This window comes from Pseudonocardia sp. WMMC193 (assembly GCF_021728735.1).
Classification (GTDB): Bacteria; Actinomycetota; Actinomycetes; order Mycobacteriales; family Pseudonocardiaceae; genus Pseudonocardia; species Pseudonocardia oroxyli.
Genome location: NZ_JAKKDO010000003.1, coordinates 3991214 through 4007561, shown reverse-complemented (window position 1 = coordinate 4007561; position 16348 = coordinate 3991214). Strand labels below are relative to the sequence as shown.

The 16348-nt window shown below is 73.9% G+C and carries 17 protein-coding genes; 6 read left to right on the top strand and 11 right to left on the bottom strand.

The genetic code is table 11. The features are described from left to right. Positions 1-121: 121 nt before the first annotated feature. Complete coding sequence (locus tag L3X23_RS20765) at positions 122-1630, bottom strand: ATP-dependent DNA ligase (RefSeq protein ID WP_237193800.1); 1509 nt, start codon at positions 1628-1630, stop codon at positions 122-124. A gap of 105 nt (positions 1631-1735) precedes the next feature. Between L3X23_RS20765 and L3X23_RS20760 the strand changes: the two genes are divergently transcribed. Genes L3X23_RS20760 through L3X23_RS36250 form a run of 3 tightly spaced genes read left to right on the top strand, consistent with a single transcriptional unit; the run spans position 1736 to position 4467 of the window. Further along, a complete protein-coding gene (locus tag L3X23_RS20760; RefSeq protein ID WP_237193798.1) occupies positions 1736-2698 on the top strand; it encodes an NADPH:quinone oxidoreductase family protein in 963 nt (320 codons plus the stop codon). Between the two features lie 24 nt (positions 2699-2722). Further along, positions 2723-3685 carry a YafY family protein gene (locus L3X23_RS20755; RefSeq protein WP_237193795.1) on the top strand — a complete coding sequence of 321 codons (963 nt, stop codon included), beginning with the start codon at positions 2723-2725 and terminating at the stop codon, positions 3683-3685. A 20-nt stretch (positions 3686-3705) separates the two neighbouring features. Then, positions 3706-4467, top strand: coding sequence for a LuxR C-terminal-related transcriptional regulator (locus tag L3X23_RS36250; protein ID WP_237193793.1), 762 nt, complete (start codon positions 3706-3708; stop codon positions 4465-4467). A gap of 40 nt (positions 4468-4507) precedes the next feature. Here L3X23_RS36250 and L3X23_RS20745 read toward each other — a convergent pair whose 3' ends face one another. Then, positions 4508-5914 (bottom strand): class II fumarate hydratase, encoded by a 1407-nt coding sequence (locus tag L3X23_RS20745; protein ID WP_237193792.1) that lies wholly within the window; start codon positions 5912-5914, stop codon positions 4508-4510. 184 nt (positions 5915-6098) lie between these two features. Here L3X23_RS20745 and L3X23_RS20740 point away from each other — a divergent pair, with 184 nt between their 5' ends. After that, positions 6099-6878, top strand: a complete 780-nt coding sequence (locus L3X23_RS20740) for a helix-turn-helix transcriptional regulator (protein ID WP_093084238.1) — start codon at positions 6099-6101, stop codon at positions 6876-6878. A 197-nt stretch (positions 6879-7075) separates the two neighbouring features. On the opposite strand, the gene glpX is transcribed toward L3X23_RS20740, so the two are convergent. Then, positions 7076-8110, bottom strand: coding sequence for a class II fructose-bisphosphatase (glpX, locus tag L3X23_RS20735; protein WP_237193791.1), 1035 nt, complete (start codon positions 8108-8110; stop codon positions 7076-7078). Positions 8111-8356: 246 nt separating this feature from the next. Here glpX and L3X23_RS20730 point away from each other — a divergent pair, with 246 nt between their 5' ends. Then, entirely contained in the window at positions 8357-8953 is a 597-nt protein-coding gene (locus L3X23_RS20730) for a DUF4245 domain-containing protein (RefSeq protein ID WP_237193790.1), read from the top strand. A 7-nt stretch (positions 8954-8960) separates the two neighbouring features. Here L3X23_RS20730 and L3X23_RS20725 read toward each other — a convergent pair whose 3' ends face one another. From L3X23_RS20725 to L3X23_RS20705, 5 genes are all read right to left on the bottom strand, one after another. Then, entirely contained in the window at positions 8961-10013 is a 1053-nt protein-coding gene (locus L3X23_RS20725) for an alpha/beta fold hydrolase (RefSeq protein WP_237193789.1), read from the bottom strand. An 88-nt stretch (positions 10014-10101) separates the two neighbouring features. Then, entirely contained in the window at positions 10102-11127 is a 1026-nt protein-coding gene (locus tag L3X23_RS20720) for a helix-turn-helix domain-containing protein (RefSeq protein ID WP_237193788.1), read from the bottom strand. A 254-nt stretch (positions 11128-11381) separates the two neighbouring features. Continuing rightward, positions 11382-12320, bottom strand: a complete 939-nt coding sequence (locus tag L3X23_RS20715; RefSeq protein ID WP_237193787.1) for an alpha/beta hydrolase — start codon at positions 12318-12320, stop codon at positions 11382-11384. A 32-nt stretch (positions 12321-12352) separates the two neighbouring features. Further along, positions 12353-13024, bottom strand: a complete 672-nt coding sequence (locus L3X23_RS20710; protein WP_237193785.1) for a DUF3159 domain-containing protein — start codon at positions 13022-13024, stop codon at positions 12353-12355. A 103-nt stretch (positions 13025-13127) separates the two neighbouring features. Continuing rightward, positions 13128-13880 carry an SDR family oxidoreductase gene (locus tag L3X23_RS20705; RefSeq protein ID WP_237193784.1) on the bottom strand — a complete coding sequence of 251 codons (753 nt, stop codon included), beginning with the start codon at positions 13878-13880 and terminating at the stop codon, positions 13128-13130. Between the two features lie 53 nt (positions 13881-13933). Here L3X23_RS20705 and L3X23_RS20700 point away from each other — a divergent pair, with 53 nt between their 5' ends. Beyond that, complete coding sequence (locus tag L3X23_RS20700; protein WP_237193783.1) at positions 13934-14296, top strand: MerR family transcriptional regulator; 363 nt, start codon at positions 13934-13936, stop codon at positions 14294-14296. Here L3X23_RS20700 and L3X23_RS20695 read toward each other — a convergent pair. From L3X23_RS20695 to L3X23_RS20685, 3 genes are read right to left on the bottom strand one after another with little or no spacing between them, the layout of a single operon-like run. Continuing rightward, positions 14277-14486, bottom strand: a complete 210-nt coding sequence (locus L3X23_RS20695) for an exodeoxyribonuclease VII small subunit (protein ID WP_237193782.1) — start codon at positions 14484-14486, stop codon at positions 14277-14279. The two genes, L3X23_RS20700 and L3X23_RS20695, sit on opposite strands and share 20 nt — an antisense overlap. Next, entirely contained in the window at positions 14479-15696 is a 1218-nt protein-coding gene (gene xseA, locus L3X23_RS20690; RefSeq protein ID WP_237193781.1) for an exodeoxyribonuclease VII large subunit, read from the bottom strand. The genes L3X23_RS20695 and xseA overlap by 8 nt, the downstream gene beginning before the upstream one ends. Beyond that, entirely contained in the window at positions 15693-16295 is a 603-nt protein-coding gene (locus L3X23_RS20685) for a lipid droplet-associated protein (protein ID WP_237193780.1), read from the bottom strand. Before L3X23_RS20685 ends, xseA begins: the two co-directional genes overlap by 4 nt. Positions 16296-16348: the final 53 nt, after the last annotated feature.

The following is a 16348-nucleotide window of genomic DNA, read 5'->3' as shown; positions in this document are numbered from 1 at the left end:
AGAAGCGTACTCGCTTCGGCGGATATATGTCGGCGCCCGCTGAACTCCGCATGATCCACGCTCGGGGAGCCTGCCGGTCGGTGAGCGACCGCTTCACACCCGGCGGAGGGATCATGCCCCGCTACAGCAGGGCCTGAACCGAGTCGAGGGTGTCCGCCTCGGCCGGGGTCTTGTCGGGGCGGTAGCGCAGGACCCGGGCGAAGCGCAGCGCGACGCCGCCGGGGTAGCGGACCGACCGCTGCGCCCCGTCCAGGGCGATCTCGACGACCAGCTGCGGGCGCAGCTCGACCACGTGCCCGTCGTCGTGGACGGCGAGCCCGGGGAACTCCTTCGTCTGCCAGGCCAACAGCTCGTCGGTCATGCCCTTGAACGTCTTGCCCACCATGACCGGCGGGCCGCCGTCGGGGTCCCGGGCCGCGAGGTGGATGTTGGACAGCAGGCCGGTGCGCCGCCCGTAGCCCCACTCCGCGCCGATCACCACCAGGTCCAGGGTGTGCACCGGCTTGACCTTCTGCCACGACTTCCCGCGCCTGCCCGCGGCGTAGGGCGCGTCCAGCGCCTTGACGACGACGCCCTCGTGCCCCGCCGTCAACGCCCCGTCGAGCACGTCCGCGGCCTCCTCGGCGGAGGGGCGCCGCACCCCGGGCATGGCGAGCTCCGGGGGGAGCAGGCCCGCCAGCGCGTCGAGCCGCTGCGCGAGGGGCGCGTCGAGCAGGTCCTGCCCGTCCAGGTGCAGCAGGTCGAAGAAGAACGGGGAGAGCAGGACCTCCTCCGACCCGTCGGACCCGAAGCGGGACATGGTGTCCTGGAACTTGCGGGGGCGACCGTCGTCGGTCAGGGCGAGGGTCTCACCGTCGAGCACCGCGGACGTGCAGGGCAGCGCCCGCACGTGCTCGACCAGCTCGGGCACGGCGGCGGTGATCTCGCGCAGGGTCCGGGTCCACACGCGGACCGACTCGCCGTCCCGGTGCACCTGGATCCGGGCGCCGTCCAGCTTGTACTCGACCGTGACGTCCGCCCCGAGCGACTCCAGCGCCGCGTCCAGGGAGGCGCCGGGGGAGGCGAGCATCGGCCGCACCGGCCGCCCGACCTCCAGCCGCACCGTCGCCAGCCCCGCCACCCCGTCGGTCAGGGCGAGCGCCGCGGTCGACGGCAGCGACCCGGACAGCATGAACGCCCGGCGGACCACCGGCGCGGGCACGTCCGCGGCGAGGGCGATCGCCTCCACCATCACGCCCTCGAGCGCGCCCTGGCGCAGCTCGCCGCCGATCAGCTGCACGAGGAACCGCTGCTCCGCGTCGACGGCCGCACCCCACAGCTCCGCGAGCAGCGCGGACCGCCGCGCGGTGGACCCCGCTCCCGACGTCCCGGCCAGCGCGGACAGCAGCGCGTCGACCGCGAGGACGGTCAGCGACGGCTCCGCGGCCGGGGCGGTCCGGGATCCCGACAGCGTGCGGAACCCGACGCCGAGCCGCCCCTGCAGCGGCTCCCCGGACAGCCATGCCGTGACCGGCGCGATCTCCTCGACCGCGCACGCCCGCAGCACCGCGGCCAGCGCCTCCGTCTTCGCCTTGCGCGAGCGGGTGGCGCCGACCGCGGTCGAGGTCTCGACCACCGTGTTCAGCAGCACGACCGCATCACAGCACAGCCCACCGACGATCGCCGCCCGTCGGACGCTCGTGAACGAACGTTCAGGACGGCTATGGTGCGGTCATTCCGCGAGAAGGAGCACTGCATGCGCGCAGCACGGGTGACCCGCACGGACGGGCCGCAGGCCGTCGAGATCGGCGAGGTCCCGGACGCGACCGCCGGGCCGGGTGAGGTACTCGTCGAGGTGAAGGCGGCCGGGGTCAACTTCCCCGATCTCCTGCTGACCCAGGACAAGTACCAGTACAAGCCGGAGCTGCCGTTCACCCTCGGCGGTGAGCTGGCGGGCGTGGTCCGCGAGGCCCCCGCCGACTCGGAGTTCCGGCCCGGGGACCGGGTCGTGGCCTCGTCGCCCACCGGGGCGTTCGCCGAGCTGGCGGCCGTGCCGGTGAACAGCGTCTTCCCGCTGCCGGGCGCCGTCGGGTTCGCCGCGGGCGCCTGTCTGCCGATGAACTACCTGACGATGACGTTCGCGCTGATCACCCGCGGCGGGCTGCAGAAGGGCGAGTCGGTGCTCGTCCAGGGGGCCGCGGGCGGCATCGGCACGGCGACCATCCAGCTGGCGAAGGCGCTGGGGGCCAGGGTGATCTCGGTCGTCTCCAGCCCCGAGAAGGCGGACTTCGTGCGGTCGGTCGGCTCCGACGAGGCCGTGCTGGTCGACGGGTTCAAGGACGCGGTCAAGGCGCTCGGGGGCGTCGACGTGGTCGTCGACCCGGTGGGCGGGGACCGGTTCACCGACTCGCTGCGCTGCCTGAACCCGCTGGGCCGGATGCTGGTCATCGGGTTCACCGCGGGCGACATCCCGACGGTCAAGGTGAACCGGCTGCTGCTCAACAACATCGACGTCCGCGGCGTCGGCTGGGGCGCGTACGCGATGCCCCGCGAGGGCTACGTCCGCCGCGAGTGGGACAAGCTGATCCCGTACCTGGAGTCCGGTCAGGTCGACCCGCCCATCGGCGGCACGTTCCCGCTGGAGCGGGCGGGCGAGGCCGTCGCCGGGCTGGGTGAGCGCAGCGTCCTGGGCAAGTACGTCATTGAGGTCGGTTCCTGACCGGAGCTCCGCGATACTGGGGCCATGGCCTCGACCGGTGAGCGCACCCTGCGGTTGTTGTCGTTGCTGCAGACCCACCGGTACTGGCCGGGCCCGGAGCTCGCGGACCGACTCGAGGTCTCCCCGCGCACGCTGCGGCGAGACGTCGACCGGCTCCGCGAGCTCGGCTACCCGGTCAACGCCCACCGCGGCGTCGACGGCGGGTACCAGCTCGCCGCGGGGGCCGCGCTGCCCCCGCTCGTGGTCGACGACGAGGAGGCGGTCGCCCTCGCCGTCGGGATGCAGGCGGCCACCCAGGGCGCCGTGGCGGGCATCGAGGAGCCCGCGCTGCGGGCGCTGACCAAGGTCGTCCAGGTCATGCCGCCCCGGCTGCGCAAGCGGGTGGACGCGCTGCGCGGGGTGACCGTGTCGACGACCTGGGGTGGGCGACGGGAGGAGCCGCTCGATCCGGAGGCCCTGATCGTCGTCGCGCAGGCGTGTCGGGACACCGAGCGGCTGGAGTTCGACTACACCGCGCGGGCCGCGCAGACCGCCCGGCGCCACGTCGAGCCGCACCGGCTGGTGCCGCTGGGCAGGCGCTGGTACCTGGTCGCCTACGACCTCGACCGCCACGACTGGCGCACGTTCCGCCTGGACCGGCTGACCGGGCCGAACCGGACGGGGGCGCGGTTCCGGCCGCGGGAGCTGCCGACGGCCGATGCCGCGGACTTCGTCAAGCAGGGGATCCGCGGCAGGCAGGCGACGTACGAGGTGGAGGTGCTGGTCCACGCCCCGGCCGCGGCGCTGGCGCACCTCGACCGATGGGCGACGATCGAACCGGACGGCCCGGACCGCTGCGTTCTGCGGATGAGCGGCGACGACCTCGACTGGCCGGTCTTCGCTCTCGGCGCCTGCGGCGCCGAGTTCGAGGTGCGCTCGCCCGACGCGCTGACCGAGCGGATCCGGGAGTGGGCCGCCCGCTTCGGCCGGTCCGGTATCAGCGCGTAGCGCCGCGCGCTCGGTTCCGCGTGGGGACCACACGGGCCGAACGCGAGTGGATGGAGCTGGTCGCGGCCCTGCTCGCCGAGCCGCTGGTCGAGCTGCCGGTCGACCGGGTCGGCCCGCAGCTCCTGGCCACCTTCGAGGCGGCGGGGGTGAGCTTCAGCGAGGTCGAGCCGCGGGAACCGCTGCGCCACCGGCTGTGGGACGGCGGGCTGGGCGCCTCGGCGCCGGAGCTGCTGCGGTGGAGCACCCACCGGGCCCGCGCCGAGCACCCGCTGCTGAGCTTCTACCGCGCCACCGCCGTGTGCACCCCGCGCCAGATCGCGGACACCCCGGCAGGCCACCAGGTCCGCTGGCTGGCCGAGGGCGGGCGGGACCTCGCCGCGGCCTGCTCGGTGGCGCAGCAGCTCGCGATCCCGCTGCGGGCCACGCCCGCGATGAGCCGCTCCTTCGTGATCGGCCGGGACCGGGTGTGGGGGCCCGGGGAGCTCGCGCTCGCCGAACGGCTGTGGCGGCTGCTGTCCGGCCTGGAACGGCAGGTCTCCGCGCTGGCCGCCGTGACCGCGGGGCGGGGTGTCGCGGGTGCCCAGACCCTGCTGACCCCGCGCGAACGGGCGGTCCTGGGGCTGCTCGCGCAGGGCCTGACGGCGGGCACCATCGCCCGCAGGCTCGGGATCAGCCCGCGGACGGTGCAGAAGCACCTCGAACGCTGCTACCTGAAGCTCGGCGTGAAGGACCGGCTCGCGGCGGTGCTCCGGGCCCAGACCCTCGGCCTCGTCGACCCGTGAGCGGCGATGGTCGCCCTGGCGACCATCGCCGCTCACGGGTTCAGCGGCCGCCGTGGGCCATGTTCAGGACGTCGAGGGCCTCGTCCAGCTGCTGCTCGGTCAGCGCGCCGTTCACCACGTGGCCGCGCTCCAGGACGACGTCCCGGATGGTGCGGCGCTCCTTCAGCGACTGCTTGGCGATGCTCGCCGCCTCCTCGTACCCGATGTACTTGTTCAGCGGGGTGACGATGCTCGGGCTGGACTCGGCGTACTCGCGGGTGCGGTCGAGGTCGGCCTCGGTCCCGGCGATCACCTTGTCCGCCAGCAGCCGTGCGGCGTTCGAGAGCAGACGGGCGGACTCCAAGACGTTGCGCGCCATGACCGGCATCATCACGTTCAGCTCGAGGTTGCCCTGGGTCCCGGAGAACGCGACGGTCGCGTCGTTGCCGATCACCTGCGCCGCCACCATCATCGTGGCCTCGCAGATCACCGGGTTGACCTTGCCGGGCATGATCGACGAGCCGGGCTGCAGGTCGGGCAGGTGGATCTCGGCCAGGCCGGTGCGCGGCCCGGAGGAGAGCCAGCGCAGGTCGTTGGCGATCTTGTAGAGGGACACGGCCACGGTCCGCAGCGCGCCGGACGCCTCCACCAGCCCGTCGCGCGAGCCCTGCGCCTCGATGTGGTCCGGCGCCTCGGTGAGCGAGTCCAGCCCGGTCGCCGTCCGCAGCTCCTCGACGACGCCTGCGCCGAACCCGTCGGGTGCGTTGAGGCCGGTGCCGACGGCGGTGCCGCCGATGGGGAGCATGCCGAGCCGGGGGAGCACGTCCTGCACCCGGGCGACCCCGTACTCGACCTGGGTGGCCCAGCCGCCCGCCTCCTGGCCGAGCGTGATCGGCACGGCGTCCATCAGGTGCGTGCGGCCCGCCTTGACGACGTCCGCCCAGTCCGCCGCCCGGGTGCGCAGGGTCCCCGCGAGATGCTCCAACGCGGGCACGACGTCCGTCGCGAGCGCCTCGGAGGCCGCCACGTGGATCGTCGTGGGGAACACGTCGTTGCTGGACTGCGACGCGTTCACGTGGTCGTTCGGGTGCACGTCGGTGCCGGACGCCCGGGTGGCCAGGGTGGCGATCACCTCGTTGGCGTTCATGTTCGAGCTGGTGCCCGACCCGGTCTGGAAGACGTCCACGGGGAAGTGCCCGTCGTGGGCGCCCGCCGCGACCTCGTCGGCCGCCGCGGCGATCGCGGCGGCGAGCTTCTCGTCCAGCACCCCGATCCGGCCGTTCACCCGCGCCGCGGCGCCCTTGACCAGGCCGAGCGCGCGGATCTGGGCGCGCTCCAGGCCCCGCCCCGAGATGGGGAAGTTCTCGACCGCCCGCTGCGTCTGCGCGCGGTACAACGCGTCGACCGGGACGCGGACCTCGCCCATGGTGTCGTGCTCGATGCGGAACCCGTCACTGGAGTCGCTCATGGCTCCATCCTCCACTCAGGGTGCCCTCACCACTGCTCCGCATGGCCGGGATTACACCCGTGGGTGGACCCGATCTTCGGCCAGGCGGACGGTTTCGACGCGCCACGTACGCGAGCCGCTAACGAGCGGCTCCTGCCCACGAACCATCACGCGCGGTGTCGGGTCGGAGGGGGTCGAGGGCACCATGACGGGGCGAGACGACGGGGACTGGCTGGAGTTCGTCGCGGACCTGCTCCGCGAGCCGCTGACGGAGCTGCCCGTGGAGCGGGTGTGCGACATGCTGCGGCGCACCTTCGAGAGCGCGGTCGTCGCGGTCAACGACTTCCAGCCGGACGGGACCGTGCACGGCAGGGTGCTGCCGCTGGACGCGAGCCTCGGGGGCTATCGGGACGACCTGCTGGCCTGGGGGCCCGCCCACACCCACACCCATCCGATCGTGCAGTTCTGGGGCGCCACCGGGCGGCTCGCGGTCATGCAGACCGCGGACGTGCCGGCGGCCCTGGTCGACCTGCGGATCTTCGGGGAGGGCGCGGCACTGCTGCGCGACTGCGGCGCGGGGCAGCAGCTGGCCTTCCCGATCGGGCCGGGCGCCGCCCCGCGCACGCTCGTCGTGGGCAGGCCGCACGTCTACGGGCCCGCACAGATGGCGCTGGCCGAACGGGTCTGGCGGGTGCTCAACGGGCTGGACCGCCAGTACCGGGCGTACGCGAAGGCGATCCGGACGGCGAGCGCCGACCGCGTCGCGTCCGCCATCGAGCTCACCCCCCGCGAGCGGGGCGTGCTCGCGCTGCTCGCCGAGGGCCACACCGCCGCCGCGATCGCGCGCCGGCTGGGGATCGCCGAGCGGACCGTGCACAAGCACCTGGAACGCTGCTACGGCAAGCTCGGGGTGGCGGACCGGCTCAGCGCGGTGCTGCGGGCCCAGCGGCTCGGCCTGGTGGCGGACGGAGAGCTGCCGGGGTGAGAAATTGCGCTGTCCGAGACGCTGCGTCCCCCGATCGGCGGAACCGATGGATACATAAAGTTGTGGATGATCCCAGTCGGGGGATCGGGCCAGGATGAAGACGAGCCACCACCCGTGGTGGTGGCACAGGGGCGGGCACCCACGCGGTGCCTGATCCGGCGCGGGGCAGGGCACGGCCCCGCGCCGGGCTCCACCCCCTACGGCAGCGGGCGGTCCTCGGCCTCGTCCTCGTCGGGGCCGAAGTCCACCGAGGCGTACTCGCGCAGCTTCGTGAGCCGGTGGTAGCCGTCGATCAGCCGCACCGTGCCGGACTTCGAGCGCATCACGATGGACTGCGTGGTGCAGCCGCCCGCCCGGTAGTGCACGCCGCGCAGCAGGTCGCCGTCGGTCACCCCGGTCGCGCAGAAGAACACGTTCTCGCCGGTCACGAGCTCGTTCGTGGTGAGCACCCGGTCCAGGTCGTGGCCCGCGGCGACCGCCTTGCTGCGCTCCTCGTCGTCCTTCGGCCAGAGCCTGCCCTGGATCTCCCCGCCCATGCACTTGAGCGCCGCGGCGGCGATGATCCCCTCCGGGGTGCCGCCGATGCCCACCAGCATGTCCACGCCGGTGGTCGGCCGCGCCGCGGCGATCGCCCCCGCCACGTCGCCGTCGGAGATGAACCGGATGCGGGCGCCGGTGGCCCGGACGTCCGCGATCAGCTGCTCGTGCCGGGGCCGGTCGAGGATGGTGACCGTGACGTCCCGGACGTCGATCTCCTTGGCCCTGGCCACCGCGCGGATGTTGTCGCCCACCGGCTTGGTGATGTCGATCGAGCCCGCCGCGTCCGGCCCGACCGCGATCTTCTCCATGTAGAACACGGCGGACGGGTCGAACATCGCGTCCCGCTCGGCGACCGCGAGGACGGCCAGCGCGTTCGGCATGCCCTTGGCCATCAGGGTGGTGCCGTCGATCGGGTCGACCGCCACGTCGCACCAGGCGCCCTCGCCGTTGCCGACCTGCTCGCCGTTGAACAGCATGGGCGCCTCGTCCTTCTCGCCCTCGCCGATCACGACGATCCCGCGCATCGAGACGGTGCCGATGAGCTGGCGCATCGCGTCGACGGCCGCCCCGTCGCCGCCGTTCTTGTCCCCGCGGCCGACCCAGCGCCCCGCAGCCATCGCGGCGGCCTCGGTGACTCGCACCAGCTCCATGGCGAGGTTGCGGTCCGGAGCTTCTCGACGACGCTCGGGCATGTGGCCTCCTTGGCTCGGTTCACTGCTCGCGCCCGCACGTGCCGTGAGGCGGCGGGGGATGAACCGATCCTCGCAGATCACCTACCCCTTCGGGGTGAAGAGCGACGGAGGCCATGCGGTCCTTCTCGGGTTCGGACGGTCGAGTCCGCAGGCTCCTTCTCCGTTCGGATGGTCGAATCCGCAGGCTCCTTCTCCGTTCGGACGGTCGAATCCGCAGGCTCCTTCTCCGTGAGGGACCATGGACCCGTGAGCACCGAGCCGACCCCGCCGAGCAAACCCTCCCGCGCGCAGCTGCGCGTGCGGGACATGGTGGGGGCGATGGTGTTCCTGGTGGTGATCGCGCTGATCGGGGGCGGGGTGCGGTCCTGCAGCTTCGCGCCCGCGGGCCCCACGATCGACCCGGCGGCGGGCCCGACCGTCGACGCGCCCGCCCAGCTCGCCGAGTTCGCGAGGGCCTCCACCTTCCCGCTGCGCGTCCCCACGCTGCCCGACGGCTGGCGGGCCAACTCCACCGACCGCGGCCCGGTCGCGGACGGTGGCACGGCGGTCCGGGTGGGCTACCTCGCCCCGAGCGGTCGCTACCTGCGCCTCGTGCAGAGCGACGCCGCCGAGGAGGGCCTGGTCCGCACCGAGGCGGGCGGCCCACTGCCGGGCACCGGCGTGGTGCAGGCGGGCGGCCTGCAGTGGGTCGTCTACCAGGCGGACGGCGGCGAGCCCTTCCGCGTCACCACCTCCCCGGACGGCGTCCGCTGGCTGGTCACCGGCAGCGCGGACGACGCCGACTTCCAGACCCTCGCGGACGCGGTCGCCCGCGGCCGGGTGCTCCCCGCCGCCGCGGGCTGACCGGCGGCTACACGCTCGTCCCGAGCAGCTCGGCGAGGTGGGCGTCGATCTGCGGCATGTAGGTGGGGGCCACGGCGAACAGGCCGAGGTGGCCCAGCACGTCCTCGACGACCCGCAGCTCCGAGGTCTTGATCTTCTCCTGCTCGGCGCGGCAGTCCCGCACCGGGAAGAACATGTCCTCGTCGATCGGCATCACGAAGGTGCGTGCGGTGATGCGGCCGAGCGCGGCGTCGAGGTCGCCGCCGGTGTGCCGGGCCACGTCCCCGCGCTGCCACTTCCACGCCATGCACAGCAGGTCGTTGGGGTCCATCGCGGTGAAGTACGGCTCCAGGAACCCGGCCAGGAACGCCTCCTTCGAGTCGAAGTCCAGCGCCCGCCACACCTCCTGCTTCCAGAACTCGGTCGAGAAGCCCATGACCGCCCAGATCCCCGCGTGCCGGGTCAGGCCGTCGACCACCTCGGTGTTCGACGCGTACTCCCCGCCGTTCCAGCCCGGATCGCACGTGATCGTGTCGACCAGCGCCTTCGTGTAGAGGAAGTCGTGCGGGGTGTTCTGCGCGGTGCCCGCGATCGGCGCGGCGCGCAGCACCTTCTCCGGGAACCGGACGGCCCACTCGTAGGTCTGCTGCGCGCCCATCGACCCGCCGACGACGAGCTGCAGCGTCTCGATCCCGAAGTGCTCGCGGAGCAGGCGCTCCTGCGCGACGACGTCGTCACCGATCCGGACGTGCGGGAACTTCGACATGGAGATCTCGTCCGGCGCGTTGTGCGGGGACGTGGAGAGCCCGGAGCCGATCTGGTCGATCACCACGATGAAGTACTCGTCGGGGTTCAGCGCGTGGTCCGGGCCGATGTAGGCGTCCCGCCAGATCTGGTGGGTGCCCGAGTACCAGGTCGTCACCAGGATGGCGTTGTCCTTCGCCTCGTTCAGCGTGCCGAACGTGGCCACGGCCAGCCGGCAGTCCGGGATCACGCCGCCTTCCTCCAGCTCCAGCCTGCCGATCGACACCAGGTCGTAGTCGCCGTGGAACTCGTGGGAGTAGAAGGGGTTGTCGATCATCGTCGATCTCCTCACCTCGGTGTGGGGCCCGAGCCTCCCGTACGGCTCGGCCCGTGGGAACCGACGGGGCGACGGGGTTCTCCGCCCGTCACCCGCCAGGTGTCGGGAGATCCAGCACCGTGCTGTGCCGCAGCCGCCAGACGAGGTAGGCGATGCCGAGACGGGACCGGCCGATGCCGTCGAGCGGGTCGAAGCCGAGCGCGGCCGCGACCGCCTCGACGCGCGTGGTCATGGTGCTGTGGTGCACCCCGCCCAGCCGCGCCGCCTGCCGGACCGAACCCGCTCTGACCAGCGCGTCGAGCGTGGCGGGCCCCCACGGCTGGGCGGTGATGGCGTCGAGCAGGTCCACGTCCGGCAGCACCGCGTCGGCGGGCAGGTCGGTGAGCAGGCCGATCAGGGCGCCGTAGGAGTCCGCGTCCACGGACGGGGTGTCGGGCGGCGCGCACAGCCGGAGCGCGACGACGGCGGTGCGGAACGAGCGGTGCAGCTCGTCGACCCCCGCCGCGGGTCCGATCCCCGCCGGGCAGGCGTCCAGCCGGGTGCCGCCGGGCACGACGAGTGCGTGCAGCGGCCCGAAGGGCGTCCCGACGACGTCCTCGGGACCGGTCGGGTGCCGTCCCCACGTGGCGAAGAGCGGCGCGGCGACCACCCGGTACGTGCCGGAGGCGGCCAGCCGCAACCGGCCCGCCGCGGCCCGGCGGTCGTCGACCGGGGCGGCACCGTCGAGCAGGGTCGGCAGGTCGCGGCGGTTGTCGAGGCCCTGGCGGGCGCGGCTGTGCCGGATCCGGACGGCGAGCGCGAGCCGCTCCAGGACGATCGCGTCGTTGGCGTGCGGCTCGCCCGTGCGCTCCAGCCACACCGTGAGCCCGTCCGCGCTCAGCGACACACCCCGGCCGCCGCCGGGCACGGGCTCCCCGCCGGGATCGATCCGCAGCGTGCGGGGCGGGTGGTCCTGGCGGAAACCCGCCACGCACCCGGTCAGCGAGGCCGCGGCGCTGAGCAGGCCGCGGGTGTTCACGTTGCCCACGACCAGCTCGTCGAAGCACGCGATCACACGCAGGCCGAGGCTCGCGCTCGGATCGAGCGCGGCGAGACGGCCCAACAGCTCCTGCACCGGCGCCTCCCCGTGACCCGGGTCATAGCCTAGGCCGTGGCTCCCCTCCGCCACCACCGCTCCCGCCGTCCACGCCGCCGGACCGGGGGACGCTAGGGGGTGTCTGATGGATCTCCGCCGAGTCCGCGGGGTTCCAGGTGGATGCCCCGCAAGGCCGAGGAGGGGCCGATCCCGGGGTTGGATCGGTCCCGACGAGAACGCCGCGGGGCGCCGGCTGGGGCCCCGCGGGCCGGCGGAGATCCATCAGACACCCCCTAGTCCGCGAGCACCTTCTCGATCCACGCGTTGCGGGCCCGGATCATCGCCCGGGCCAGGGCGGTGTGCGGGGCGAAGATGTCGAAGGCGTGGAACCCGCCTGCCCAGACGTGCAGCTCGGCGTCGCCGCCCGCGCGCCAGAGCGCGTCGGCGTAGGCGATCGTCTCGTCGCGGAAGATCTCGGCCGCGCCCACGTCGAGGAACGCGGGCGGCAGTCCGCGCAGGTCGGTGGCGCGGGCCGGGGCGGCGTAGGGCGAGACGTCCGGTCCGCCGCGCGCCGCGCCGAGCAGCGCCGACCATCCCGTCTCGTTGCTGACCCGGTCCCACACGCCGACGCCGTCGAACTGGCCGGTGGAGGCGGTGATGCCGCGGTCGTCGAGCATCGGGTAGTCGAGCAGCTGGCCGCAGAGGCGGGGGCCGTCCCGATCCCGGGCGGCCAGTGCGGCACCCGCCGCCAGGCCGCCGCCGGAGCTGGCGCCCGCGATCAGCAGCCGGTCCCGGCGGATCTCCGGCAGCCGCGCGGCCCACTCCAGCGCGGCGTAGACGTCCTCGCGCGGCACGGGGTCCGGATGTTCGGGGGCGAGCCGGTACTCGACCGTCACGAGCACCACCCCGAACAGCTCCACCCAGGTCAGCGCCTGGTCGAGTCCGGAGAACCGGTCGCCGAACATCAGCCCGCCGGAGTGGGCGTAGCAGATCCCGGGGCGCGGCCCGGTCGCGTCGGGGGAGAGGACCGAGACCGTGATCGCGTCGCCGCCGTGCCCGGCCACCGTCTCGTCCCGCAGCGTGATCCGCCTGCCGCGCAGGGTCTCCGCGATCGGCGCCGAGGCGTAGGAGCGCCGCATGAACCCGATCAGGTCGGGCGTGATCGTCGGCGGGAACACGCCGCCGACGACGGCCAGGCCGGCCCGCAGCTCGGGATCGAAGGCGGGCCGCACCGGCGGAGACTAACCGACCCGCAGGTCGCGGCTCACCGCTGCGGCGACAGGCGCCTGCTGGTCCGGCGGAAGGCCCAGATCGTCACGAGCACGGTCACGATCGTCAGCGGGGTGCCCATCGCGACCCGGGCCACGCCCAGCCAGGTGGTGGAGTCGGCGAGGTAGAGCCACTGCGACACGGCGAACCGGGCGCCGAACACCGCGGCGGCGAACAGCGTGGCGAGATCGTGCGCCCGCAACGACGGCCGGTCGGCGCGCCAGTCGTGCCGGCGGCCGTGCACGAGGTTCCACACGACGCCGGTGGCGGGGCGCCGAGCCAGGACCGACCCGAACAGGAGCACGAACGCGGCGAGCGAGAACCAGATCCCGACGGCGAAGAAGTCCCTGGCCGAGCCGGTCCACGCGACGATGCCCGCGGCGACGCCGAGGCCGAGCAGCCCGCCGACCGCGGTGCTGAAGCGCTCCCGGCGGAGCAGTCGGTAGCCGGTGATCGCGAGCCCCGCGGCGAGGGACACGATCAGCGTCGAGGTGAGCGACAGGAACGCCTGGGCCGTGACGAACACGACGACCGGCAGCGTCGAGAGCAGGAAGCCCCGCACACCGCCGAGCTGCTCTAGGACGTTCTGCGGCGTCGGCACCTCGCGCTCGCCGTTCCCCGGGCTCGTCTCGTCGCGCTCCGGCCCGGATGTCATCGACACGGTCATCCTCGTCCCTCCGTTGCTGCGGTCGGGAACGAGGAGACGGCGTGCCGCTGCGGCACACTCCAGTCGATGTGGCGCGTGTCATACCCGGCGGGCCGGACGGGGCCTAGCCGAATCGCGCCATCAGCCACCCGCCCAGCGGGACGGCGACGCGTGCGGGCAGCTGGTCGACGAGGTGGCCCAGCACGGCGTTGAGCCGGCCCTCGGTCACCTCCGGACCCGAACCGGCGAGGGCGCCCAGTGCCCGCCGGGCGACCTGCTCGGCGGTGCGGGTGCCACGCGGGTTCATGGCCGTGAGCGTGGCTCCGGGGTTGACCGCGACCACCCGCACGCCGTGCCCGCGCGTCTCCGCCCACAGGATCCGGCTGAGCGTGAGCACGTACGCCTTCGACGCCGTGTACGCGGCCATCCCGGGCGCCGGGACGTAGGCGGCCACGCTGGCCAGGTTGATCACGCTGCCGCGGCCGCGGGCGACCATGCCGGGGAGCAGCAGCCCCGTGAGCTCGGTGAGCGCCGAGATGTTGAGGGCGACCATGGCCTGCAGCTCGGCCGGGTCGCTCTCGACGAAGGGCCCGCCCGGCGCCACGCCCGCGTTGTTCACCAGGAGCTCCACCTCGCCGACCTGCTCGGCGAGCTTCGCCGGCGCGGCGGCGTCGGTCAGGTCGAGGGCGATCGTGCGGGCCGTCCCGCCGCGGGCCTGCACCTCGGCGGCCGCCTCGGTCAGGGCGTTCTCGTCCCGGCCGACCAGGACGACGTCCGCCCCGTACCCGCCGAGCTCCACGGCGATCGCCCGTCCGATCCCGCCCGAGGCCCCCGTGACCAGGGCCGTCCGTCCGCGCATCTGTGGTGCTGTCGTCATGTCGGCGACGCTAGACCTTGACGCTGACGTGAATGTCAAGGTTTGCTGGTGTGATGCGGATCGGCGAGCTGAGCAGGGCGACCGGCGTGAGCACCCGCGCGCTGCGGTACTACGAGGAACAGGGGCTGCTCGTGGGGGAGCGCCTGGCCAACGGCTACCGCGACTACCCCGCCGAGGCGGTCGAGACGGTGCGGTTCATCCAGGACCTGTACAGCGCGGGGCTGCCGTCGGACGTCGTGCGGGACGTGTTGCCCTGCGCCCAGGGCGAGCGGCCGACGGGCGACTGCGCGGCGCTGCTGGCCCGCGCCGAACAGGTGCGGCAGGCGCTGCGGGAGCAGGAGGAGCGGATCGCCCAGCGCCGCCGCACCCTCGAGCAGTTCCTCGAGGCGGGCTCGGTCATTCCTCCGCGTCGCTGAGCGCCTTCTCCACCCGGGCGCGGGCGCCCGCCAGCGCCTCCTCGCAGCGCCTCGCCAGGGCCTCGCCGCGCTCCCACAGCGCCACCGACTCGTCCAGGCCGAGGCCGCCGGTCTCGAGGGCGCGCACGACCTCGACCAGCTCGTCGCGGGCCTGCTCGTAGCCGAGCTCGGCGATCGGCTGCTCAGTCATCGGGTCCATCCTGCACCGTCGCGCGCAGGACCCCCTCGGCCACCCGGATCCGCAGGGCGTCCCCCGCAGCGGCCTCGGCCGCGGCCCGGAGCACGTGCCCGCCGCGCTGGACGATCGCGTAGCCGCGGTCCAGGGTGGCCTGGGGACCCAGGGTCGTGAGGCGGGCGCGCAGGTGCGCGACCTCCCGGCCCTCCCGCTCGATCCGCCGATCCACGCTCGCCCGGGTCGAGGCCCGCAACCGCTCCAGCTCCTCGTGGCGGCGGGCCATGTCCCGCAACGGGTCCGCGAGCACCGGGCGGGCCCGCAGCGAGTCCAGCAGGCGCTGTTCGCGGTCCACCCAGCCGTGCAGCGCACGCCGGCCGCGGTCCCGCAGCCCCGCGATCCGGGCCGTCTCCTCGGCCAGGTCCGGGACCAGCCGTCGTCCGGCCTCGGTGGGGGTGGAGCAGCGCAGGTCGGCGACGTGGTCGACCAGGGGGGTGTCCGGCTCGTGCCCGATGGCCGACACGACGGGGGTGCGGCAGGCGGCCACGGCCCGGCACAGCGTCTCGTCGGAGAAGGGCAGCAGGTCCTCGACGCTGCCGCCGCCCCGGGCGAGCACGATGACGTCCACGCCGGGGTCGCGGTCCAGGACCTCCAGGGCCTCCACGATCTGCGCGACCGCGAGCCCGCCCTGGGTGGCGGTGTTCTCGATCCGGAACTCCACCGCGGGCCAGCGGGCCTGCGCGTTCGAGACGACGTCGTGCTCGGCGGCCGACGCCCGCCCGGTGATCAGCCCGATCCGCCGGGGCAGGAACGGCAGCCGCCGCTTGCGGGCCTGGTCGAACAGCCCCTCGGCGGCCAGCAGCCTGCGCAGCCGCTCGATCCGGGCCAGCAGCTCGCCGAGGCCGACGGCCCGGATCCGGTCCACCCGCAGCGACAGCGTGCCGCGCCCGGGGAAGAAGCTGGGCCTGCCGTGCACGATCACCCGGTTGCCCTCGGCGACCACCTCGCGCTGCTCGGCGACCAGCCCCATCGGGGCCGTGAGCTGCAACGACACGTTCGCGACGGGATCGCGCAGGGTGAGGAACGCCGTGCCGGTGCCCGCCCGCGCGGTCACCTGGGCGAGCTGGCCCTCGACCCAGACCGCGCCCAGCCGGTCGATCCACTCGCTGATCTTGCGGCTGACCGTGCGGACCGGCCAGGGCTCCTCCTCGGTGGAGGGTGCCGTCACGAGTTCTCTTGGACCGTGGTGATGCGGTTGGACAGCATGGTCACGAACGGCGGGCGGTTCTCGTGCGAGGTCTCCCAGATCAGGAGCGCCTGCAGCGCGGGCAGGTCGAGCGTGCGCAGGTGCCCGCGCAGCTGGTGCAGGTTCATGCCCGGGTACTCGGGGAGCACGGCGGGCGGGGTGTCCGCCTCGGCGCCGAGGGTCTGCTCGGCGACCTTCTCGATCCCCTCCACCGGCGTGGTCGGGGTGATCGGGGTGACGACGGCGTGGCCGTTCACGACGGGCTCGTCCGGTGCTGCACCGTCCGCAGCCGCGCTGTCCGTTGCTGCACGGTCCGCCGCGCCGTCCCCGGCGTCGTCCGGCTCGTCGTCGAAGGTCGCCCACGCGGGTGACTCGGGTGCCTGGCTGAACGAGCCCAGCGCCCGGTCGCCCTTGATGGCGAGCTCGGTGACCTTCTGCTGCACGCGCATGGACGCCTGCAGCGCCTGGCTCACAGCGGTCACGGGGAACTCGACGACCAGGCGCGGCAGCTCGCGGGCCTGCTCGACGGCGGTCGCGGCCAGGCCGGCGGCGATCCGCACCGGCAGCGGAAGCGGGCTCATGGGCGCATCATCCCCCGTCGGCCCCGCCGCCCGCAGCTCGGGGACCGGGTCGG